Annotated in this window: 18 protein-coding genes; 13 read left to right on the top strand and 5 right to left on the bottom strand. The window is 66.7% G+C overall.

Annotated features, from left to right (window positions below; all coding sequences use genetic code 11):
- Positions 1-83: 83 nt before the first annotated feature.
- Complete coding sequence (locus tag ACSMTC_RS19160) at positions 84-392, bottom strand: hypothetical protein (RefSeq protein ID WP_436560916.1); 309 nt, start codon at positions 390-392, stop codon at positions 84-86.
- 286 nt (positions 393-678) lie between these two features.
- Between ACSMTC_RS19160 and rpsF the strand changes: the two genes are divergently transcribed.
- The 4 genes from rpsF to rplI all read left to right on the top strand — a co-directional run bounded on the left by rpsF (position 679) and on the right by rplI (position 2,472).
- Positions 679-969 carry a 30S ribosomal protein S6 gene (rpsF, locus tag ACSMTC_RS19155; protein WP_344639030.1) on the top strand — a complete coding sequence of 97 codons (291 nt, stop codon included), beginning with the start codon at positions 679-681 and terminating at the stop codon, positions 967-969.
- A 120-nt stretch (positions 970-1,089) separates the two neighbouring features.
- Positions 1,090-1,668, top strand: coding sequence for a single-stranded DNA-binding protein (locus tag ACSMTC_RS19150; RefSeq protein ID WP_436560915.1), 579 nt, complete (start codon positions 1,090-1,092; stop codon positions 1,666-1,668).
- 109 nt (positions 1,669-1,777) lie between these two features.
- Complete coding sequence (gene rpsR / locus ACSMTC_RS19145; protein ID WP_030270170.1) at positions 1,778-2,014, top strand: 30S ribosomal protein S18; 237 nt, start codon at positions 1,778-1,780, stop codon at positions 2,012-2,014.
- 17 nt (positions 2,015-2,031) lie between these two features.
- Positions 2,032-2,472 carry a 50S ribosomal protein L9 gene (gene rplI / locus ACSMTC_RS19140; RefSeq protein WP_436560914.1) on the top strand — a complete coding sequence of 147 codons (441 nt, stop codon included), beginning with the start codon at positions 2,032-2,034 and terminating at the stop codon, positions 2,470-2,472.
- A 169-nt stretch (positions 2,473-2,641) separates the two neighbouring features.
- Here rplI and ACSMTC_RS19135 read toward each other — a convergent pair whose 3' ends face one another.
- Positions 2,642-3,967: an MATE family efflux transporter gene (locus tag ACSMTC_RS19135; protein ID WP_436560913.1), complete on the bottom strand. Its 1,326-nt coding sequence runs from the start codon at positions 3,965-3,967 to the stop codon at positions 2,642-2,644.
- A gap of 544 nt (positions 3,968-4,511) precedes the next feature.
- Here ACSMTC_RS19135 and dnaB point away from each other — a divergent pair.
- The 6 genes from dnaB to ACSMTC_RS19105 all read left to right on the top strand — a co-directional run bounded on the left by dnaB (position 4,512) and on the right by ACSMTC_RS19105 (position 12,998).
- Complete coding sequence (gene dnaB / locus ACSMTC_RS19130) at positions 4,512-7,292, top strand: replicative DNA helicase (RefSeq protein ID WP_436564734.1); 2,781 nt, start codon at positions 4,512-4,514, stop codon at positions 7,290-7,292.
- A gap of 205 nt (positions 7,293-7,497) precedes the next feature.
- The gene (locus ACSMTC_RS19125) at positions 7,498-8,232 is read left to right on the top strand and encodes a TnsA-like heteromeric transposase endonuclease subunit (protein WP_436560912.1); all 735 of its coding nucleotides are present in this window, start codon (positions 7,498-7,500) and stop codon (positions 8,230-8,232) included.
- Positions 8,229-10,364, top strand: a complete 2,136-nt coding sequence (locus tag ACSMTC_RS19120; protein ID WP_436560911.1) for a Mu transposase C-terminal domain-containing protein — start codon at positions 8,229-8,231, stop codon at positions 10,362-10,364. Before ACSMTC_RS19125 ends, ACSMTC_RS19120 begins: the two co-directional genes overlap by 4 nt.
- A complete protein-coding gene (locus ACSMTC_RS19115; RefSeq protein WP_436560910.1) occupies positions 10,361-11,482 on the top strand; it encodes an AAA family ATPase in 1,122 nt (373 codons plus the stop codon). The genes ACSMTC_RS19120 and ACSMTC_RS19115 overlap by 4 nt, the downstream gene beginning before the upstream one ends.
- Complete coding sequence (locus ACSMTC_RS19110; protein WP_436560909.1) at positions 11,479-12,663, top strand: TniQ family protein; 1,185 nt, start codon at positions 11,479-11,481, stop codon at positions 12,661-12,663. Before ACSMTC_RS19115 ends, ACSMTC_RS19110 begins: the two co-directional genes overlap by 4 nt.
- A 131-nt stretch (positions 12,664-12,794) precedes the next feature.
- Positions 12,795-12,998 (top strand): hypothetical protein, encoded by a 204-nt coding sequence (locus tag ACSMTC_RS19105; protein ID WP_436557616.1) that lies wholly within the window; start codon positions 12,795-12,797, stop codon positions 12,996-12,998.
- Positions 12,999-13,054: 56 nt separating this feature from the next.
- On the opposite strand, the gene istB is transcribed toward ACSMTC_RS19105, so the two are convergent.
- Together istB and istA are read right to left on the bottom strand one after the other, a co-directional pair.
- Entirely contained in the window at positions 13,055-13,825 is a 771-nt protein-coding gene (istB, locus tag ACSMTC_RS19100; RefSeq protein ID WP_436557615.1) for an IS21-like element helper ATPase IstB, read from the bottom strand.
- Positions 13,822-15,174, bottom strand: coding sequence for an IS21 family transposase (gene istA, locus ACSMTC_RS19095; RefSeq protein ID WP_436557614.1), 1,353 nt, complete (start codon positions 15,172-15,174; stop codon positions 13,822-13,824). Before istA ends, istB begins: the two co-directional genes overlap by 4 nt.
- A 321-nt stretch (positions 15,175-15,495) precedes the next feature.
- On the opposite strand from istA, the gene ACSMTC_RS19090 reads away from it, so the two are divergent.
- From ACSMTC_RS19090 to ACSMTC_RS19080, 3 genes are all read left to right on the top strand, one after another.
- A complete protein-coding gene (locus tag ACSMTC_RS19090; protein ID WP_436560908.1) occupies positions 15,496-16,866 on the top strand; it encodes a LysR family transcriptional regulator in 1,371 nt (456 codons plus the stop codon).
- Between the two features lie 250 nt (positions 16,867-17,116).
- Entirely contained in the window at positions 17,117-18,859 is a 1,743-nt protein-coding gene (locus ACSMTC_RS19085) for an AIPR family protein (RefSeq protein WP_436564733.1), read from the top strand.
- 14 nt (positions 18,860-18,873) lie between these two features.
- A complete protein-coding gene (locus ACSMTC_RS19080; protein ID WP_436560907.1) occupies positions 18,874-19,737 on the top strand; it encodes a hypothetical protein in 864 nt (287 codons plus the stop codon).
- A gap of 272 nt (positions 19,738-20,009) precedes the next feature.
- Here the strand turns inward: ACSMTC_RS19080 and ACSMTC_RS19075 are convergent, their stop codons facing one another.
- A complete protein-coding gene (locus tag ACSMTC_RS19075) occupies positions 20,010-20,735 on the bottom strand; it encodes a dienelactone hydrolase family protein (protein ID WP_436560906.1) in 726 nt (241 codons plus the stop codon).
- Between the last annotated feature and the right edge of the window lie 6 nt (positions 20,736-20,741).

Genomic DNA, 20,741 nt, shown 5'->3' with positions numbered 1-20,741 from the left:
CCTGTGCACAGGTATGTACGCGGTGGGGGCGCCGGAGGTTACGCGGGTTCTGCGGCTTGCCGTGGTCGATCAGAGTGTGCGGCTCACCACAAGCCCCCGAACAGTCCGCCGTGCGCGATGCCCAGGTAGAAGCCGATCGCGGCGGCGCCGAGCGTGATCATCAGGACGAACCGCTCGGCGGTGGTCACCGACACGAACTGGCCCCAGAGGCCGGTGATGATCCCGAACAGCCCGGTCCACGAGCTGAGCAGGTGCAGGTTGTGGAAGAAGCCGCTGAAGAAGGCGATCAGGCCGAGCACCGCGGTGAGGCCGACGAGGGTGTTCTCCCTCGGATGCCGGTGGCCGTCGGTGTTCAGGGTGAGCTGAGGGAATCGGCGGATGGTCTGTGCCATGGGACCCACCTCCTGAGGAGGAACGCAGTCGTTCTGTACAGGTTCCCGCTGGTACGCCCCGGATCACAACCGGTATGCATTTTGTTCGGCCGTACGGGTGCGGGTAGGCTGTGCGATCTGCACTGGTGTAGTTGTGCCCCCGTATGCCCTCTCACGGGCAAGGGGCCGTCGAATGTCGGTCCCGGCGACTACGGTTGCCGGTAGGTCGTCGCACCGGTGCGACGCTGCACAACCCTCCTGCCACGGAGAGACCGTGGCCGCTGAGTCCAAAGGAGGTGGGTTACTCATGCGTCACTACGAGGTGATGGTCATCCTCGACCCCTCGGTCGAGGAGCGCGCTGTCTCCCCCCTGATCGAGAGCTTCCTCAACGTTGTCCGCCAGGGTGGCGGCAAGGTGGAGAAGATCGACACCTGGGGTCGTCGCCGTCTTGCTTACGAGATCAACAAGCAGTCCGAGGGCATCTACTCGGTCATCGACCTGAAGGCCACGCCTGAGGTCGTCAAGGAGCTCGACCGCCAGCTTGGCCTGAGCGAGTCGGTTCTGCGGACCAAGGTCCTGCGCCCGGACACCCACTGAGTCCATTACCTGACGCCTTCGGGCGTCTGGTGACTCGCGCCGCCCGTGCCACGTGACCGTTTCACGTGAAACAGGTGCGGCAAGCACCGCAGAACTCCTTTCCGAGAGGTCATCACCACCATGGCAGGCGAGACCGTCATCACCCTCGTCGGCAATCTCGTCGACGACCCCGAGCTGCGCTTCACCCCGTCGGGTGCGGCGGTCGCGAAGTTCCGTATCGCGTCCACCCCGCGCACCTTCGACCGCCAGACCAACGAGTGGAAGGACGGCGAGAGCCTCTTCCTCACGTGCAACGTCTGGCGTCAGCCGGCGGAGAACGTGGCCGAGTCGCTGCAGCGCGGCATGCGCGTGATCGTGCAGGGCCGACTGCGCCAGCGGTCTTACGAGACCAAGGAAGGCGAGAAGCGGACGGTTTTCGAGGTCGAGGTCGACGAGGTCGGCCCGAGCCTGCGTTCGGCGACCGCCAAGGTCACCCGGGCCAACCGCTCCGGCGGTCCCGGCGGCCAGGGCGGCTTCGGCGGACAGCAGGGTGGGGGCGGCTACGGCGGCCAGCAGGGTGGCGGTTGGGGTGGACAGCCCGGTGGGCAGTCCGCTCCGTCCGACGACCCGTGGGCGTCCAGCGCTCCCTCCGGTGGCAGCCAGGGCGGCGGCTGGGGTGCCCCGTCCGGTGGCGGCTACTCGGAAGAGCCTCCGTTCTAAGCGGTGCGCGCCGGGCCCGTTCGCTGAGCGGGCCCCGGCATGCTGAGAGATTTCGTGCGGTCCACGGGTGCCTGGCACCCGCGGAGCGTCAACCCAAATGGAGCACATGATGGCGAAGCCGCCTGCTCGCAAGCCGAAGAAGAAGGTTTGCGTCTTCTGCAAGGACAAGGTCAACTACGTTGACTACAAGGACACGAACCTGCTGCGGAAGTTCATCTCCGACCGCGGCAAGATCCGTGCCCGCCGGGTCACCGGCAACTGCACCCAGCACCAGCGTGACGTCGCCACGGCCGTGAAGAACAGCCGTGAGATGGCGCTGCTGCCCTACACCTCCACCACGCGCTAAGAGAGGGTGACCGAAGAATGAAGATCATCCTCACTCACGAGGTCCCCGGTCTCGGCAGCGCCGGCGAGGTCGTCGAGGTCAAGGACGGCTACGCCCGCAACTACCTGGTCCCGCGCGGCTACGCCATCCGCTGGACCAAGGGCGGTCAGAAGGACGTCGACGCCATCCGTCGCGCCCGGAAGATCCACGAGATCCAGACCCTCGAGGCCGCCAACGAGGTCAAGGCCAAGCTGGAGGCTCTGCAGGTCAAGCTGGCCGTTCGCTCCGGCGACGCCGGCCGCCTGTTCGGCTCGGTGACCCAGGCCGACGTGGTCGAGGCCATCAAGAAGGCCGACGGCCCGGTCGTGGACAAGCGCGCTGTCGCGATCGCCTCGCCGATCAAGACCGTGGGCACCCACAAGGTCTCGGTCAAGCTGCACGCCGACGTCCAGGCCAACATCGACGTCGTCGTCGCCTGAACGAAGCAGCGGTAGTCCTTCGGGGCTGACTGTGAACCGAGGGCCGGTCTCCTCCTCAGGGAGGGGACCGGCCCTCGGCCGTTGTTCCCGGGTTCACGGGCCTTCGGGCGCGCTCGGGGTGCACACACCTGCCCCGGGAGCCCCCGGCCCGCAGGGGCGCCGCGCCGCGCTAGGCGCGCACCGCGCCTGGAACGAGCCAGTGGCCGCTGCGTGCCCGGACGGCGAGGAAGGCCGCCCGGACCAGCATGAAGAGGTTCCAGGCCCACCAGAGGGCCATCAGGCCGCCGCCCAGCGCGGGCACCGCCCAGGCCACCGGGGCGAAGACCGCGAGGGTGGCGAGCATCGCCCAGGCCAGGTAGGGGCCGTCCCCGGCGCCCATCAGCACACCGTCCAGGACGAAGACCACTCCGCCCACCGGCTGGGCCAGGGCGGCCAGCAGCAGGATGTCGGAGAGCTGCTGCCGGACCTGCGGATCCGGGGTGAACAGCGGGACGTACAGCGGCCGGGCCAGCACCAGCAGCAGGCCGAGCAGCAGCCCCGCGCCGAGGCCCCACTCGACCATCCGGCGGGTGGCCGCCCTGGTGCCGGGGATGTCCCCGGCACCCAGGTAGCGGCCGATGATCGCCTGGCCGGCGATGGCGATGGCGTCCAGGGCGAAGGCGAGGAACCCCCAGAGCGTCATGGCGATCTGGTGGGCGGCGACCGCGGTGTCGCCCAGCCGGGCGGCCACCGCGGTGGCGACCAGCAGGATGCCGCGCAGGCTCATGGTCCGGACCACCAGCGGGCCGCCGGCCCTGGCGCAGGCCCGGATACCGGCGGGGTCGGGCGCGAGCCGCGCGCCCTCGCGGCGTGCCCCGCGGACCACCACCGCCAGGTACGCGGCGGCCATCGCGGTCTGCGCCAGTACGGTGCCCCAGGCCGAGCCGGCCACGCCGAGCCCGGCGCCGTAGACCAGGCCGAGGTTGAGCAGCAGGTTGAGGGTGAAGCCGCCGATCGCCACCAGCAGCGGGGTGCGGGTGTCCTGGAAGCCGCGGAGCACGCCGGTGGCGGCCAGGACCAGCAGCATCGCCGGTATCCCGAGGGCGCTGATCCGCAGGTAGCCGACGGCGTACGGGAGGGCGGTGGGGGAGGCCCCCAGGGCCCGGGCGGCCCAGGGGGCCAGCAGCAGCATCAGGGCGGCCACACCGGCGGAGAGCAGCAGGGCGAGCCAGATCCCGTCGATGCCCTGCTGGACGGCGGCCCGGCGGTCGCCGGCGCCTATCCGGCGGGAGACCGCCGCGGTGGTGGCGTAGGCGAGGAAGACGAAGGTGGCGGCGGCGGTGGTGAGCACGGCCGAGGCGATGCCCAGGCCGGCGAGCTGGGCGGTGCCGAGGTGACCGATGATCGCGGAGTCGGCCATCAGGAAGAGCGGCTCGGCGACCAGTGCCCCGAACGCCGGGACAGCCAGGGCCAGGATCTCCCGGTCGTGCCGACGGCGGGTGGGGGCGGTTGTCATGGGGACAAGGGTACTCATCCACAGGTAAGTGGCAAGATCAAGGAGTGTCTATTACTCGAAATCTTGATCGAGGTCGTGGCTGAGCGGGCCCGCAGGGTGCGGTCCGGGTCGTGTGAAGAATTTCTCATACACAGGCCGTGGAAAGAGTTATCGCAGGTCAGCGCGTTGACGCCAGCCGGATTGTGTGGTTATCCACAGTGCTGTCCACAGACTTGTACACAGGTTTCCGGGGGTTCTCCACAGGTGTGGGCTGTTCATCCACACAGCCTGTGGATAACCATCTTGGCCGATCGCCGCCCGTCCCCGTAGCGTGGACGTCTGACCGCCGCGCCACCCGTGCGACATCTCCTGCCCGGCGCCGGATTCCCCGGCGTGTTGGCGTATGAAAGGTGATGCGCCAACGGCAAGGCCAGCTCCACTCGCACCACCACTCGCTGATCGGGGAACAAGCGTGACCGGCCCCCAGTACGACGACCACGACGTCCCTCCCCCGCCGGAGGATGACTGGCAGCCGTCCGATGACGCCTTCCCCCCCGGGCCGTTCCTGGACGCCTTCCCCGACGACCCCTTCCCCGACGGCCCCGGCGACCGTCTGCCGGCCGGCCGCCGCCGGTCCGACGGCGACGGCAAGGGCGGCTTCCAGAAGGGCGGCGGGCAGAAGGACGGCGACCGCAAGGGCGGCTTCGACCGGAAGAAGCGCGACGACGCCCGGGACGAGGGCCGCCCGGCAGCGGACGGCTTCGAACGGGTACCCCCGCAGGACCTGGCCGCCGAGCAGTCCGTCCTCGGCGGCATGCTGCTCTCCAAGGACGCCATCGCGGACGTCGTCGAGGTGCTCAAGCCCGCCGACTACTATCGCCCGGCCCATGAGCTGATCCACGGCGCCATCCTCGACCTCTACGCCAGGGGCGAGCCGGCCGACCCGATCACCGTCGCCGGCGAGCTCACCAAGCGCGGTGAACTCGCCCGGGTCGGCGGCGCCTCCTATCTGCACACCCTGGTCAACTCCGTCCCGACGGCGGCCAACGCCGAGTACTACGCGGAGATCGTCCACGAGCGCGCCGTGCTGCGCCGCCTGGTCGAGGCCGGTACCCGGATCGCCGGTATGGGTTACGCCGCCGAGGGCGATGTGGACGAGATCGTCAACGCCGCCCAGGCGGAGATCTACGCCGTCACCGAGCAGCGCACCAACGAGGACTACGCCCCGCTCGCCGACATCATGGAGGGCGCCCTCGACGAGATCGAGGCGATCGGCTCCCGGCAGGGCCAGATGTCCGGCGTCCCCACCGGCTTCGCCGACCTGGACCAGCTCACCAACGGCCTGCACCCCGGCCAGATGATCGTCATCGCGGCCCGTCCCGCCATGGGTAAGGCCTTGGCCCTGGACACTCCGCTCCCCACCCCTGACGGGTGGACCACCATGGGTGAGGTGCAGCCGGGTGACTACCTGATCGACGCGTCGGGGAAGCCGACCCGGGTGGTGGCGGCCACGGACGTGATGACGCAGCGACCCTGCTTCGAGATCACGTTTGACGACGGTACGTCCGTCATCGCCGACGCGGACCACCAGTGGCTCACCGAGACCCGTGCCTCGCGCAGGTCGGCCGGGGATGCCGCGGCCAGGGACGGCGATGACGGGAACCAGCGCAACTCCGCGGCGGTGAGGACGACCAAGGAGATCGCCGCGACGCTGCACTGTGACACGGCCGACCGGCGCAGGAACCACTCTGTGCGAAACGCCGCGCCCCTCGGTCTTCCGGCCCGCTCCCTGCCCGTTCCGCCCTACACCCTGGGCGCTTGGCTGGGCGATGGCCACAGCCAGGCCGCGAGGATCACCTCTGCGGACCCCGAGGTGGTGCGGCGGATCGAGAGCGAGGGCTTCAAGGTCCGACGCGTGGGTGCGTCGATCACGTACGCCCTGCGGTTGGCCGTCAGGCAGCCGGAGCGGATCGAGCGCTCCTGCGTCGTCTGCGGGAAGACGTTCGTGGCCAAGCTCGCCCATGTGCGGACCTGCGGGAGGTCGTGCGGGGGCCGGGCGCGGTCGGTCTCCGCTCCGGTCCCTCCCACGAGGTGCGTGGACTGCGGCAAGACGTGCGCTTCCGCGTTCTCCGAGCCGCGTTGCGCCCTCTGCTCCAGGAACCACGGAAGCCTCAGGGTGGTGCTGCGGGAGGCGGGCCTCCTGGGGAACAAGCACATTCCCCAGGAGTACCTGCGTGCTTCGGTCGACCAGCGGAGGGCACTGCTCGCCGGCCTCCTCGACACCGACGGTACGGTCACGAACACGGGATCGGTGCAGTTCGCGGTTACCAACAGGCAGCTGGCCGAGGGCTTCCGGGAGCTTGTGGTGAGTCTCGGCTACCGGTGCGGTATGAGCACCAAGAGGGTCGCCGGGCGTTCCGAGAACTCGTCCGTCGCGTACCTCGTCACCTTCACCCCGACCGACGACGTCTTCGGGCTGGAGCGGAAGCGGAGCATGCACCAGGAGCGTCGGCGTCCGGGCACCCCGAAGCTCCGGCAGCGGTTCATCACCGATGTCCGTGAGGTCGAGAGCGTCCCGGTCCGCTGCGTCCAGGTGGACAACCCTGAGCACCTGTACTTGGCCACACGGGCCATGGTCCCGACTCACAATTCCACCCTGGCACTGGACTTCGCCCGTGCCTGCTCGATCCACAGCAACCTGCCGAGCGTGATCTTCTCGCTCGAGATGGGGCGCAACGAGATCGCGATGCGCCTGCTCTCCGCCGAGGCCCGGGTCGCCCTGCACCACATGCGCTCGGGGAACATGACCGACGACGACTGGACCCGGGTCGCCCGCCGGATGCCCGACGTCACCAACGCCCCCCTCTACATCGACGACTCCCCGAACCTGTCGATGATGGAGATCCGCGCCAAGTGCCGTCGCCTCAAGCAGCGCAACGACCTCAAACTCGTGGTCATCGACTACCTGCAGCTGATGCAGTCGGGCGGCTCCCGCCGCGCCGAGAGCCGCCAGCAGGAGGTCTCGGACATGTCCCGTAACCTCAAGCTCCTCGCCAAGGAGCTGGAGGTCCCGGTCATCGCGCTGTCCCAGCTGAACCGTGGCCCGGAGCAGCGAACGGACAAGAAGCCGATGGTCTCGGACCTGCGAGAGTCCGGCTCCATCGAGCAGGACGCCGACATGGTCATCCTGCTCCACCGCGAGGACGCCTACGAGAAGGAGTCACCCCGCGCCGGCGAGGCCGACCTGATCGTCGCCAAGCACCGTAACGGCCCCACGGCCACCATCACGGTCGCCTTCCAGGGCCACTACTCCCGCTTCGTGGACATGACCCGCGACGTGACCTGAGGTGTAGGGTCTCGCGATTCGTGGCGGAATCTCGTGGATCTTGGCGGGGTGGTGGCGGATACGCCACTGAGCTGAGATTCGGAAGGGGAGCGCGACGAAGTTCACTCGTTCGAGGGTGAGATCGTCGTTCTTCCCTGATGTGAGGGTGCCCTGCCCCGACCGTGTTGCCATCAGGTCGTCAGATCTCTGGCGTTGGGGTGGGCACATGGTGGATCAGCTGCAACTCGATCTCGCGGCCGTGACGGTCAGCTTTCAGGGCGGCGGTGGGGCCGAGGAAGACGTACGTTGGGCCGCCGTCTCGGGAGACTCTCTCGGGGCGGCTCGCCCTTGGCGTACGTTCCGCTGGTACAAGGGCCAGCAGCACTATTCGGGGACCTACTGGGCGTCGACCAATCGCGATCACGTGATCTACGAGTCGCGCTTGGAGCTGGCACGGCTGTTGTACGCCGACTTCGACGGGGCAGTGCACTGCATCGTCGCCCAGCCCTTCCTCCTCAAAGCGAACGTTGGCGGGAAGGTCCTCAAGCACATCCCGGACTATCTGCTGTTGACTGTCAACGGGTTGGTAGTCGTGGACGTCAAGCCGCTACGGCGGATGTCTGATCCCACAGTCGCATCCACGTTCGCCTGGACACGCGAGGTCGTTGAATCCCGTGGGTGGCGCTACGAAGCGTGGAGCGAGCCGCCAGCCACCGAGTTGGAGAACCTGCGGTTTCTGGCTGGCTACCGCAGGTCTTGGTTGATCAACGCCGACGTGCTGGACGAACTCCGGGCTCAGGACCTGGACGGTGCGACGGTCGGTGAGGCGATTCGGTGCCTTCCGAAGCACCCGCAGCCATTGGTCCGCGCCAGCGTCCTTCACCTCCTGTGGACAGGGCAGTTACGCACGGATCTGACAAGACCACTGACAGCTAACGGGGTTCTGCGGAGGTCTGCATGAGCGGAGCCGGAGTCCGGGTCGGAGTCGGTACGCGGTTCCGCTACGACGGCGAGACCGTGGAAGTCATCGAGTTCGTGAGCACGCCCGCGGGCAATGAGGTCGTCTTGAAGGACACCCGGGAGCGGCTTCGGCGGCTGTCGCTGAAGGAGCTGCTTGCCTCGGAACGCGCGCAGATCATCCCTAACGAACTAGGGCCGGCAGCTGATGAGGACACGGAGCTTCTCGGGGTGGTACTCGGTCAGCTGAGCACAGCTGAGCAGCAGCAGGTTCGTGATCGTGCGCGCCATGTCAGGGAGGTGTTGACCGGCTATCAGTCCGGATCGAGTGAACTTGCGGCCGAGGGGGAGCCGCGCCCCGAGTACTTGCCGGACAGGGCTCTCGCACAGCGCTACCGGGCGAAGGCTCAGGAGCTTGGTGTGGGCTACCGGACAGTCGAGCGCTGGGTCGCCGACTTCCAACGGCAGGGCGAAGCAGGGCTTGCTCCCACCCGTGCACACGGTCCGGTCAGCCGGACCAAGGCGGATGATCGGTGGGTGGAGACCGCGCTGGAGGTGATGGTCGAGCACACCGGCGAGTCGAAACCGTCGCGGACGATGGTTATCGAGCGGACGCGAGCACGGGTGATCGCTCGCTTCGGTCCAGACGTGGTGCCGCAGCCGAGCCGGGCGGTTGCGTTTCGGCTGTTGTCGGAGCTGGAGCGCAGGCATCCGCTCTTCCGGTTGAGCACGAAGCGGAACCGGGACATCGCCGATCGGTCCGAGGGTGCCTACGGCAAGTTGCGGCCGACCAGACCAGGTGAGTACCTCCTGATGGACTCCACCCGGTTGGACGTTTTCGCATTCGACCCGCTGACGTTGCGGTGGGTGCAGGCCGAGCTCTCGGTCGGGATGGACTGGTACACACGCTGCATCACCGGGATCCGGCTCACGCCGGTCTCGACGAAGGCGGTGGACGTTAGCGCGGTGCTCTACCAGTCCTTCCGGCCCCGCCCCGCTGGGCGAGACTGGCCCAGGCACGCGGTCTGGCCCGAGCACGGCATCCCCAGGACGGTGCTGGTGGATGTCGACGCGGCCGAAGGCCCAGGGCTCGCCTCGCCGGTTCTGGTTCCGGAGACGCTCGTGGTCGACCACGGCAAGGTCTACGTCTCGGAACACCTGACCAGCGTCTGCCGGCGGATGGGGATCTCGATCCAGCCCGCCCGGCTGCGGACGGGCCGAGACAAGGGCCCGGTCGAGCGGTTCTTCCGGACCATTCGCGAGAACCTCCTACAGGCCCTGCCCGGCTACAAGGGGCCTGATATCCACTCCCGGGGCGAGAGACCGGAGGACGACGCGTTCTTCTTCCTGGACGAGCTGGAGGCGATCATCCGTGAGTGGACCGCGGTGGTCTATCACTGCCGACCTCACTCCGGTCTCCTCGACCCGGGCCTGCCCGGGATGAGGATGTCCCCGGCGAAGATGTTCGAGCACGGCATGGCGAGGGCCGGCTACATCGAGGCCCCGCGGGATCCGAACCTCGCCTTCGAGTTCCTTCAGACCAAGTGGCGCACGATCCAGCACTACGGCGTCGAGATCGACCGCCGGCGCTACAACGGACCCGCGCTCAACGCCTACCGCAACCTCAAGAGCCCCTACGACGGGCCGGTCAAGAACGGCTGGCCGTTCCAGGTGGACCCCGACGACATCACCAGGATCTACTTCCGGGATCCTGACAGCCGCCGCTGGCACACCCTGCTCTGGGAGCATGCACAAGCGGCGCACATGCCGCTGAGCGAGGACGCCCTGGCCTTCGCTCGGAAGCTGGCCGTGTCGAAGTACCGCTACCCGGACGACCGGCTCGCCGTTGCCGACCTGCTGGAACGGTGGAACCTCGGGCTGGGAACGACGCTGGCCGAACGACGCATGGCTCTGCGGCTCTCCCGTGAACAGGCTGCGATCGAGCTGCCGGAGACCGAGGCCGAGACGGTCATCTCGCTTCCGTCCGTGCGCAAGGCCCTCGGGGCGGCCCCGGCCCCGGACACGGCGGAGGCCGAGCAGCCAGAGCCGACGGAGCTTGGCGATGACGACGAAGCCGACCTGGAAGACCTCGTTGGCGAGGACGACTTCTACGCGGACGCCCTGGAGGACGTGTGACCGGCACGGCCAGCCTGCCCAGCCCGGCGAACCTGGCGCTGTCCCGGAAGGAGGACTTCAAGGCGTTCGCCGACGGCCCGCGCCGCACCCAACCCGACGTACTGACACGCGCCCAACTCAAGGCCCTGAGCCCGCAGGCACGAGCCGATTACAACCGCAGCAGGCGTGAGTGGCACGCCAACCTCGGGCCACTCAGGACACCGCAACTGGCAGAGCTCCACGACGACTTGTGGGACATCATCGACAGCAACCTGCAGGACGGTGACAAGGCCAAGGGCGCCGTCGCAGTCGATGCATTTCCCGGCCTGGGCAAGACCACCTCGGTGCTGGCATTCGCCCGAGAGTTCCACCGCCGGGAGATAGCCGAGCAAGGAGAGTTCACCGCCCAGGGGAATGAACGGGTGCCGGTCTGCCGGGTCGGCCTGACCGGCAATACCGGGATGAAGGATCTCAACCGGGCCATGCTGGAGTTCTTCGGCCACCCAGGACGCCACCGCGGGACCACCGCCCAACTCGGCCAGCGAGCCCTGGATTGCATGCTTTCCTGCGAGGTTCGGCTGCTCGCTCTGGACGACCTGCACTTCCTGAAGTGGCGCAAGACGAACGGCATCGAGGTCAGCAACCACCTCAAGTGGATCGCCAACGAGTTCCCGGTGACCCTGCTGATGGTCGGCGTCGGACTCGCCGACAAGGGGCTGTTCAGCGAGGGCGGCACCAAGGGCGACGCGGTCATGGCCCAGACCGGCCGGCGCACCACGCGGCTCGGCATGCGGCCCTTCACGATCGAGACCGAGAAGAACCGCCAGGAGTGGCGACAGATGCTGCTGGCCCTCGAACAACGTGTGGTCCTGACCGACAAGCACCCGGGCATGCTCGCGGACGACCTGTCCGACTACCTCTTCGCCCGCAGCACCGGACACATCGGTTCCCTGATGACGCTGATCAACCGCGGCTGCCAACGGGCGGTCCGAAGCGGCGAGGAAACACTCAGCCAAGACCTGCTGGACGGCGTGAAGAACGACGAAGCGTCCGAGAAGGCCCGCCAGGAACTCGAAGCCGCCCTGGAGAAGCGGCGACTGACCAGCCGGCCGCAGACCGCACGAAGGAAATCGGCATGACCGGTGCCCCAAGGACATTGCCGATCCGGCTCGACCCCTTGCCCGGCGAAGCCCTCGATTCGTGGCTCGAAGCCCTGGCCCAGCGGCTGGACACCCCGCTGGGCGACGTACGGTCGCATCTCGGCTTCCCGGTGAGAGACCGATCCGGGAACCACCTCAGGGACGTTCCGTCGGACTGGACGATTGCGCTGCGCGAGCACGAGACATCGGCCATCGCGCACGCGAGCGGACTCTCACCGGCCGTGATCACGGCCATGACGCTGGCCCACTACGACCAACGCGCCCTTCGTATCGACCTGGCCCGCAGGCACGTCGACCGCCGGGTGCTCTGGGGCCGCGGCCGGGGATCGCGGTTCTGCCCGGACTGCCTGGCCGGATCCGGCGGCCGCTGGCAGTTGGCCTGGCGCCTGGGATGGGCCTTCGCCTGCCCCCGCCACCGCCGCCTGCTCGCGGACTGTTGCCCGAACTGCGGGCGCGTCCAGCGGGAGCGACCCCGTTCCGGCCGGGTCATTCCCCAACTGGGCATCTGCGGCAATCCCCCCTCACAACCCGGCAAAGCGATATCCGGTGGCTGCGGCTTCGACCTCACCGCGACCAGAACGCTTCGGCTGCCCGCAGGCCATCCGGTGCTGACGGCCCAGGACCGGCTGCTGGAGACTATCGAGTCCGGGACAGCCGCCTTCGGTGCCTACACCGCCAGCCCACAGCCGGCATGCGACGCCCTCGCGGACATCCGAGCCCTCGGCGGACGAGTGCTGACGGACCTCCCCGCTGGCGTCATCACGAAGCTGCTGCCCCCCGATCTCGCCGATGAGCACTTCACGCTCGACCCGGACTCCCGACTCGCATCCCGAGCCGTGGAGCGGCCCGGCTTCATGGCCCCGCCGCGGGCCGCGAGCGCCGCAGTCGCGGTGATCATCGCACTGCGAGTCTTTGAACACCGGGATCTCCACCAGGCGGGGGAGGTGATGCGCGGACTGCTGGAGGCGATGCGCGAGGAGCTCTGGCAGATCAGCCCCACGAGCATCGACAGCTGGGGACGCGGCCTGAGCTCTGTCCTCAACGCGGTGCACCTGGCCGCGCTCGCACCGTCGGTCCGGCCCAGTGACCAGCTCCGCTTCCGCACGGTGACCACCATGCCCAGCAGACCGAACCTCACGGGTGTCGGCGTACGGCCTTGACTCCCCAACTGCGTACGCCTAAACGTCCCCAGCTATCAGGCGGTCTCTGGCGCCAGATCTTGGCTGCTTGCCAGGAGGTCCCAACCGCTCAGGCCCAGTGCACGCGGGGCCTCCGCTACGCTGTCGACCCCATGGGACAGCTGCCGGAGAGCGTAGACCGCGACATCCTGGATCACCGGATCGTCTTCGCGATCAAGGCAATCCGGGAGGTGTCGGACTGCACGTTGCACGAGGCGTTGGACGCCTTCGTCGCGCGCTACGAGGAGCTCCGCCGTGATCGACCGGACGACTTCCAGCTGAACCGCGAAGAGTACGGCCGAGGCTTCTACTCCTGACGCACACTGACACCGGTCAAGCTCGGCGGACAGTCGACGTCCAACGAGGCTGGATGTCAGGCCACTTCCGCGTCTCGCTCGATGGCCTTGAGGCGGTTCTTCAGGCGGTAACTGGGGCCGTTGATGGAGATCACGTCGCAGTGGTGGAGGAGCCGGTCGAGGATGGCGGTGGCGAGGACCTCGTCGCCGAAGACTTGTCCCCACTCGCTGAAGGTCTTGTTCGAGGTCAGGATGATCGAGCCCTTCTCGTAGCGCTTGGAGATCACCTGGAAGACCAGGTTCGCCTCGGCTCGCTCCAGGGGCTGGTAGCCGACCTCATCGACCACCAGGACGCCGGGCCGCAGGTAGGTGCCGAGTTTGTTGGCCAGGCGACCGGCTGTCTCGGCGGCCTTGAGGTTGCGGACCATGTCGTCGAGGCTGGTGAAGTAGATGGAGTAACCAGCTCGGCAGGCCGCGACCGCGAGCCCGACGGCGATGTGTGTCTTTCCCACCCCGGGCGGCCCGAGGAGGGCGGCGTTGGCCTTGGCCTCGACGAAAGAGAGGGTGGCGAGGTCCTTGACCTTGCGCGGGTCGAGGTCGGGCTGGAAGGAGAAGTCGTACTCGTCGATTGTCTTGTGGTGGGGCAGCTTCGACAGCCGCAGGCCCTGGCGGAAGCGCCGGTCGTCGCGGACGGCGAGTTCCTCGGACAGGACCAGGTCGAGGAAGTCGAGGTAGCCCATCTTCGCCTCGTCCGCCCGCCGGGTGAACTCGTTGATGGTCTCCGCCAGGTGGGGCAGGCCGAGCTTGGCGGCCGTGGTCCGGATGCGGTTGCCGGTCAGCTGGCTCAAGAGGGTTCCTTCGTCGGTCGGTTGGTGGTGAAGGGGCGGGTACCGGTCAGCTCGTCGTAGACCGACAGCGGACGGCGGCCGACTTCGATGCGGGTGATCGCGGCCCGGTTCAGCAGGGATTGCAGGGGTCCGGCTTCCCGGCCGAGAGGCCGCTCGTGGCGGGGCTGGGAGGGGACATCACCCGTGGTGGTCCGGCGTCCCTTGCCGGTGGGCAGGCCGTCCCAGTGCGTCTCCTGGACGACGCGGGCACCCCGGCCGACCGCCCTGGCGTGCATGGCCAGCAGTGTCTCGCCGTCGGTGCCGGGGACGGTGGAGTGCAGCATGATTTGCGACTTCGTGGCCCGGATCTCGACCAGCTGGCGCGGTCGCACCTTGCGGGCCGGCACCGAGTAGAGGTTGCCGCCGAAGGCGACCAGGCAGTCCTTGCCGACGGGCCGCAGGTGCCGCTCGGCCACCAGATACGGGGTGGGTGGCAGCGGTTTGAGGGCCGCGTGGTCGCGGGCCGCCCGCTCGCCGATGACTTCGCGGTGTGTCTTGTGGATCTGAGCGCGCCGGATGGGCACCCAGGCGGCGAACGCGGAGTCCATCTCCTCGATGGAGGAGAAGGCCCGGCCGGACAGGACGTGGTCGCGGACGATCAGGACCTGGCGTTCGACCCGGCCTTTGCCGGTGGGGCGGTAGGCGGCCAGGACGTCGGGGTCGAAGTCGTAGTGGCCGGCGAAGCCGACCGCCTCCGGGTGCAGCGGGACCGCCTCGCCCGGGGCGACGTGGCGGCGGACGACGGTCTTGGTGCGGTCGTAGACGATCGTCATCGGTGCCCCGCCGAAGTGCGCGAACGCCCTGCGGTGGCAGTCGAAGAACGTCTGCAGGTCCTGGCTGGTGGTGAAGCAGCAGAACGGGTCGCGCGAGTACGACAGCGTCATGTGGAAGGAGTAGACCTTGTCGATGCCCATGTGGGCGAGGATCTTGCCCTCGTCCCCCCAGTCCACTTGGGCCTGGGCGCCCGGGATCACCTCGAACCGGCGGTGCATCCCCGCCAGCTCCTTCGGTGTGATGCCGAGTTCTTCGGCGATCCGCGGGCGGGCCTCCTGGAGGTAGAGCTTGACGCGCTGGTAGTTCCCGGTGAACCCGTACTCGGTGGCCAGGCGCTCGTGGATCACGGCGGCCTTCATCAGGACCTCCGCCCGGAGCATCGAGTCGACCAGCGGCGCGAACTCGTCGATGACCCTTGCCCGCGAGCGTCCGTTCGACGACCGGCGTGGTGGGGTGGCCGGGCCCGGGGCCGAGAGGTACTTACGGACCGTCTTCCGGTCCAGCCCCGTCTCCCTGGCGATCTCCGACAGACTCATCGACCCGGAATCGAACAGGCCACGGAAACGCCTCAGTTCCAACCAGCGATGCGGATCCAGAACCACCGTCAGCCGCCCTCCGCACTCTCCTCACCGACCAAGCAGCAGAGTGTCGGGCAACAGCCCACGACGCATCAAGAAGCGGCCACGTTCATCCGTACGTGGCTGGGGACGTTCACGTGTACGCCGACAACGGGGGCTGAGCTGACGGGGCGAGCCCGGAACGTACCCAGCACGTTCTGGCCGTCCTGGGCAGTACGGCTCACCTTGTCGGAAGGGGTCTACCCTCGTGTTCTCGCGCCTGTCCTGGCCAGCGCTCTCTTGATCATCGGCGGTCGGGCAAGCCTTGATGACGCGGCCCGGCACCTCGGCGCAGTCACTGACGGCGTCGAGATCTCCCGGATCCTGCAACTGCTGAACGATCAGCCGCAATGGCCGGACATGATGACTGCCCTGGTCCGCCTGGCCGACTACCTCGACTCCAACGACGTCCCCATCGACTACCGGCGTCGCCGTCATCTCGACTACACCAACCTGCTGCCGCACGAGCATTGGCTGGACATATGCCGCCGCACCGGCACGCCGCCCGGCCAAGGCCGACGAGAGCAGATCATCCGCTGCCGGCTGTTCCAACGCATCAGCGGCCTGCCAGCCGAAGCCGCGCCCGGCTACCACAAGGTCGACGAAGCACCCTTCAGAGCCGAGACCGCCCGTGCTGCAGCCCTCCAAACACCCGAGCTGGCCGAGGAACTGGACCGCGCGGCCAGGGACTTCCTGGCAGAGCATGGCATCCACGACGAGCCGGTGACGTGGCAGCCACCCACCTCCCTGCTTGACGGGCTGGACCTGCCCGGCCCCGACCCCGCTCGCATCGATATCCCACGCCTGCACCAGCTCATCCGCCAGCGCAAGAATCCGGTGCAATATGCGGCCAGGGCGTTCGACACCAGCGTCGAAGCGATCCGCTATGTCCTGGACGAGCATCCCGCCCCAGCACTGCCGCCGACCAAGTCCGTTGCCAGCGCGACAGGTACTATCCGTCGCCAAGCTCGTCAGGACGTGCCGAAGGAGACCTTCGTGCGCCTCTACCTGGACGAGCACCAATCCCTGAACCGGATCGCCGCCCTCACCGGCTTCTCCCGCAGCGTGCTGACCGCACTCGCGAACGAGTACGGCGTCCCGCTCCGCGACGGCCCACAGGACTACAAGCCCCGAGGAACCGTAGAACGGGACTGGCTGATCGAACAATATGTCCATCACCGCCGGACCCTGCCTGATCTAGCACAGGAGAAGGGCATGAGCACTTCGAACATGGCCAGGTGGGCCAGGGTCCACGAAGTTGCCCTTCGGCCTCGTGGCGGAGGAAGCCACGCGGCAGCCCTTCGAATTTCCGACGAGACGGCTGAAATGCCGTCTATCCTGAAAAAGGCCCTCACGAGCCCCTATGCGCGGCAAAGACTGGATCGCTTCCTGTGGGCTATTTCCTATTCGACGATGAGTGAGGCCGCTGCGGCTCTCGGAATCAACCAGTCGGCATTGGTGGCTCAGATCAACCGCCTCGAACGGGACCTCGGTGATCCTCTGCTTGAACGGGCTGAGCGTGGCCGTCCGATGAAGCTGACGCCAGCAGGCCAAGAGGTGGCTACGGCAGCCCAGTGGATTCTGCAGAGGCAACTGGCGCCCCCTGAATAGTGCGTACCGCAGGCTCGACCCTATCGATCACAAGCTGATTCATTTATGGTGAGGGTCGGATTTATCGCAGGAAGATGATGCTGCGAGCGAGATCTTAAGGGGTAGGCCGCTGGCCCAAGGCGGCTGACTTGGCCACCAAGTCCTAGGTCGAGAGCGGCCAGCTTTGAGAAAGCCCTACTGCTCGTCGGGTCGAGATGGTATGGTGCCTAGGCTAATCGATAGCCGAGATGGAGTCTTCCTGGTGCCGAAGATGCCTAGCAATGCGCAGACGCTGATCATGCGAATATTTGATGCATGGAAGACGGAGAACCTGCCAAACGTTCTGGACGGTACAGCTTTTGAGGTATTTGCTTCTGAGCTGGCTCTGCGTTCATTCGGGCTAGGCATGGAGGAAATTGAAGCCGGAATTGTCGGAGGCGGACAGGATGGTGCCATCGACGCGGTTTACGTTTTCTTCGACGATATTCTCCTCGATGAAGACTCTGATGTGGTTGCATCGTCTAGTCGGGCTAGCGATTTCGGCCAGGATAAGGCGTTGGAGCTTTGGGTTGTTCAGGCCAAGAGAACTCCAAGTTTCTCCGAAGAGGCCGTGGATAAGCTGGAGAACACGCTGCGGCGAATGCTTGACTTGTCTCTGCCTTTGGAATCGCTAGCTGTTCTCTATAACCCGACTCTATTGGCTCGTTTCGGCCTATTTCGAGATGCGTGGGAGAAGCTCCTTACGCGTCGGCCCCGCCTGCGGGTTAATGTCGTCTATGCGGCACCGGGTGACAGTGGGGGGATTACTCCTCAGCTTGAGGCCAAGATTAATGCGCTCAAGCAAGTGATTCAGGGTGCTGTTCCTGATGCGCAGTCTATTTCTGTGAGTCTTCTTGGCGACCTTGAACTGCTGTCCAGGTATAATGAGCGCCCGCCGTACACGTTCTCCATGAAGTATCAGGAGAGTGCAACTCACGGGCGCTCACACGTTGCTCTTGTGCGCCTAAGGGATTACTTCGACCTGATTGTTGACGAGAATGGACGCCTTAGGCGTCATCTCTTCGAATGGAATGTTAGGGACTATCAGGGGAACGTTTCGGTTAATCAGGAGATCAGGAATTCGCTTGCCTCGGCCGATAGTCCTGAATTCTGGTGGTTGAATAACGGCGTCACGCTGCTTTGTAGCGAAGCGACAAGCACCGCCAAGACGTACTCTTTGTCGAATATCCAGATTGTCAATGGCTTGCAGACGAGCCATGAGATCTTTGAGGCGCTTAGAGTGGATGGCGAATCGGAGGCGAATGATCGAATGCTTCTGGTGCGCATCATTGTTACGGGTGACTCTGCTACCAGGGACTTGGTTATCCGTGCAACTAACCGCCAGACTGCTATCACTGACGCCTCGCTGCGAGCCACGGATGAGGTTCAGCGGAATATTGAAAATTACTTCCTGACGCATGGTTGGTATTATGACAGGCGTAAGGGTTTCTATAAGAATGATGGGAAAGATCCCTCTAAGATCGTGAGTATCCAGTTCGTCGGTGCTGCCATTACCGCCATGGGATTGGCGCGGCCAGATAAGGCGCGGGGTAAGCCCTCTTCGCTGTTGAAGAACAATGATGACTATCGGCTGGTTTTCAACTCATCGATTGATCTTGAGGTCTACCTTTGGGCAGCTAGGACCCAGCGCCAAGTGGATACTTTCATTCTGTCCGGATCTGCGGAGGCGAACGTTTCTCAGAAGAGCAATCTGAAGTTCCATCTTTCGATGCTCGTTGCTGAACGACTGAATGACGGCCCTGTTCGACGCCCCCAGCAGCTACGTGCTCTTGCGCTAAACGGAGCGGAGCTGGGTGATCTTGAGGTGAAGGGGATTTTTGAGGATCTAAAGAAGTGGGCGGCAGTCTATCTTGATGCTGAAGGTGTGATCTTGGAAAGGGCTACCAAGGCTCAGCGCTTCACTGAATATTTGCTTTCTCGTGCAAATGAGCGGCGTGGGATTGGCAGGCGGTGAATTTAGATCGGCGCATGCCTGAGAGCTTCGTCGACCTGGGATCCGTCAGTGCGCCATCGGGTGTGCTGGTGCTCGGCATGGCCGGGTGGATAGACCACTGGCAGGAACTGGGTCGGCCCTTGTCCGAGCGCGCGAGGGCGGTGTCGTCGTCGGGAGGAGGCCATCTTCGTGAGTGGTTGTGCGAGGCGGTCGCGGTTCCGGCCGCCGCCGATCGGCCGTTGAAAGTGAGGGCGAGCACCTCGCCATCCCCGTTCGATGAGGAGCCGACGATTGCGACCCTGGAGATCAGCCTCGGCCTCCCGTGGCCCGGGATTGCGGACCGATCGGTGCCGGTCCGGCTTGGGGACCTGCCCGTTGACCGGTGCGGCATGGTCATCGGCGACGCTGCTGGGCTGGACACGTGGACGGGAATGGACAGTGAGCCGGCCGATGGGCTCGCCGACGTCTTCTACTGGGGACGGTACGCGGACGACGCGCACGTCGAGTTCGGCGGCGAGCGGATCGCGCAGTACGGCGTCGACGGACCGCATGGGTGGCTCGACCTCCCGTTGGCCGAGGCGGCCGCCCGTGTGGCCGAACTCACCGCCTGGTGCGACCGCCTCCACGGCAAGGGCCTCATGGTCTCGATCGACAACCACACCGACTACCACCGTTTCCGGCGAGCCGGGTGGCACCACCCGCTCCGTGCCGGAGCGATTGAGGTCGGTGGCTGCCAGGTACTCGGCATCGAATGGGATCAGGGCGACCACTCGATTCGGCACCACGGTGAGCGGGACGCCGGCCAGGTATACCCGGTCACGCTCGAAGCCGACGCGGCGGGCGAGATGGTGATGCGCTGGACCATCCCGCCCTACGACACCGACGACGAAGACGAGTGACGAGCCCAGCTCTCGGGATCCGCCATCGTGGTGAGACTGATCAACCCCGACAGGTGGTGAGACGGATCTGAGAGCTGCAGGTCACAGCGGTGACCTATGACAAGAGCCGCGAGACCCTACATGAGGTGCAGGGCCTCGAATTCCGTTCCGGAGTCCCATGGCTGATGCCGGACCAGGGGCGGACACGACACGGAGCCGGGGTGCGGGTTCCCGGGCTCCGTGTCACTCGCTTTGCCGTCGTGTCATGACGACGGCGGTGCTGACGCTCCGGCTCACTCCGTCAGGGGCAGGCACTCGGCGAGCAGGTCGAGGATGTCGCGCCAGGCCCGCTGCGCGTGCTGCGGGTGGTAACCGATGCCGGGGAGCACGGCCTGGTCGACCGGCGGGTGGTGGAAGGCGTGCAGGGCTCCGCCGTAGACCACGAGGCGCCAGTCGACGCCCGCGGCCTGCATCTCGGCGGCGAAGGCGTCCCGTTGCCCGGCGGGCATGATCGGGTCCTCCGATCCGACCCCGGCCCACACGGGGCACCGGATCCGTGCCGCCTCACCCGGCCGGCCCGTGATCAGTGCGTTGACCGTCCCGATCGCCCGCAGGTCGACGCCGTCGCGCCCGAGTTCCAGCACGATCGCGCCCCCGGTGCCGTAGCCGATGGCGGCGATCCGGTCGGGGTCGGTCCGCGGTTCGGCACGCAGCACATCGAGTGCCGCATGGCCGATGCCCCGCATCCGGTCGGGGTCGGCGAGCAGCGGCATCGCGCGCGCCAGCATCTCCTGCGGGTCGGTGAACCAGCGCCCGCCGTTGATGTCGAAGGCCAGTGCCACGTACCCCAGTTCGGCGAGGGCGTCGGCCCGGCGGCGCTGGAAGTCGTTCAGGCCGGGCCCCTCGGGTCCGATCAGGACCGCGGGCCGGCGGCCGGCACCGGCGGGGAGCGCGAGGTGCCCGATCATCGTCAGTCCGTCGGCCGGGTATTCGACCGTGCGTGTTGTGACCATCGTCATGAGACC

The organism is Kitasatospora sp. HPM-01-4 (genome assembly GCF_051374625.1).
Lineage (GTDB): Bacteria > Actinomycetota > Actinomycetes > Streptomycetales > Streptomycetaceae > Kitasatospora.
Note: the sequence above shows the minus strand (reverse complement) of the source record. Positions and strands in the feature narration are given on the sequence as shown.

Bases quoted from the DNA above. Each gene is read 5' to 3' on its own strand.
- istA (WP_436557614.1), bottom strand. From the start codon at position 15,174: ATGAGTCTGTCGGAGATCGCCAGGGAGACGGGGCTGGACCGGAAGACG.
- ACSMTC_RS19075 (WP_436560906.1), bottom strand. From the start codon at position 20,735: ATGACGATGGTCACAACACGCACGGTCGAATACCCGGCCGACGGACTG.
- ACSMTC_RS19080 (WP_436560907.1), top strand. From the start codon at position 18,874: ATGCCTGAGAGCTTCGTCGACCTGGGATCCGTCAGTGCGCCATCGGGT.
- ACSMTC_RS19125 (WP_436560912.1), top strand. From the start codon at position 7,498: ATGGTGGATCAGCTGCAACTCGATCTCGCGGCCGTGACGGTCAGCTTT.
- ACSMTC_RS19135 (WP_436560913.1), bottom strand. From the start codon at position 3,967: ATGACAACCGCCCCCACCCGCCGTCGGCACGACCGGGAGATCCTGGCC.
- rplI (WP_436560914.1), top strand. From the start codon at position 2,032: ATGAAGATCATCCTCACTCACGAGGTCCCCGGTCTCGGCAGCGCCGGC.
- ACSMTC_RS19160 (WP_436560916.1), bottom strand. From the start codon at position 392: ATGGCACAGACCATCCGCCGATTCCCTCAGCTCACCCTGAACACCGAC.
- rpsR (WP_030270170.1), top strand. From the start codon at position 1,778: ATGGCGAAGCCGCCTGCTCGCAAGCCGAAGAAGAAGGTTTGCGTCTTC.
- ACSMTC_RS19110 (WP_436560909.1), top strand. From the start codon at position 11,479: ATGACCGGTGCCCCAAGGACATTGCCGATCCGGCTCGACCCCTTGCCC.
- ACSMTC_RS19150 (WP_436560915.1), top strand. From the start codon at position 1,090: ATGGCAGGCGAGACCGTCATCACCCTCGTCGGCAATCTCGTCGACGAC.
- ACSMTC_RS19120 (WP_436560911.1), top strand. From the start codon at position 8,229: ATGAGCGGAGCCGGAGTCCGGGTCGGAGTCGGTACGCGGTTCCGCTAC.
- ACSMTC_RS19105 (WP_436557616.1), top strand. From the start codon at position 12,795: ATGGGACAGCTGCCGGAGAGCGTAGACCGCGACATCCTGGATCACCGG.
- ACSMTC_RS19085 (WP_436564733.1), top strand. From the start codon at position 17,117: ATGCCTAGCAATGCGCAGACGCTGATCATGCGAATATTTGATGCATGG.
- rpsF (WP_344639030.1), top strand. From the start codon at position 679: ATGCGTCACTACGAGGTGATGGTCATCCTCGACCCCTCGGTCGAGGAG.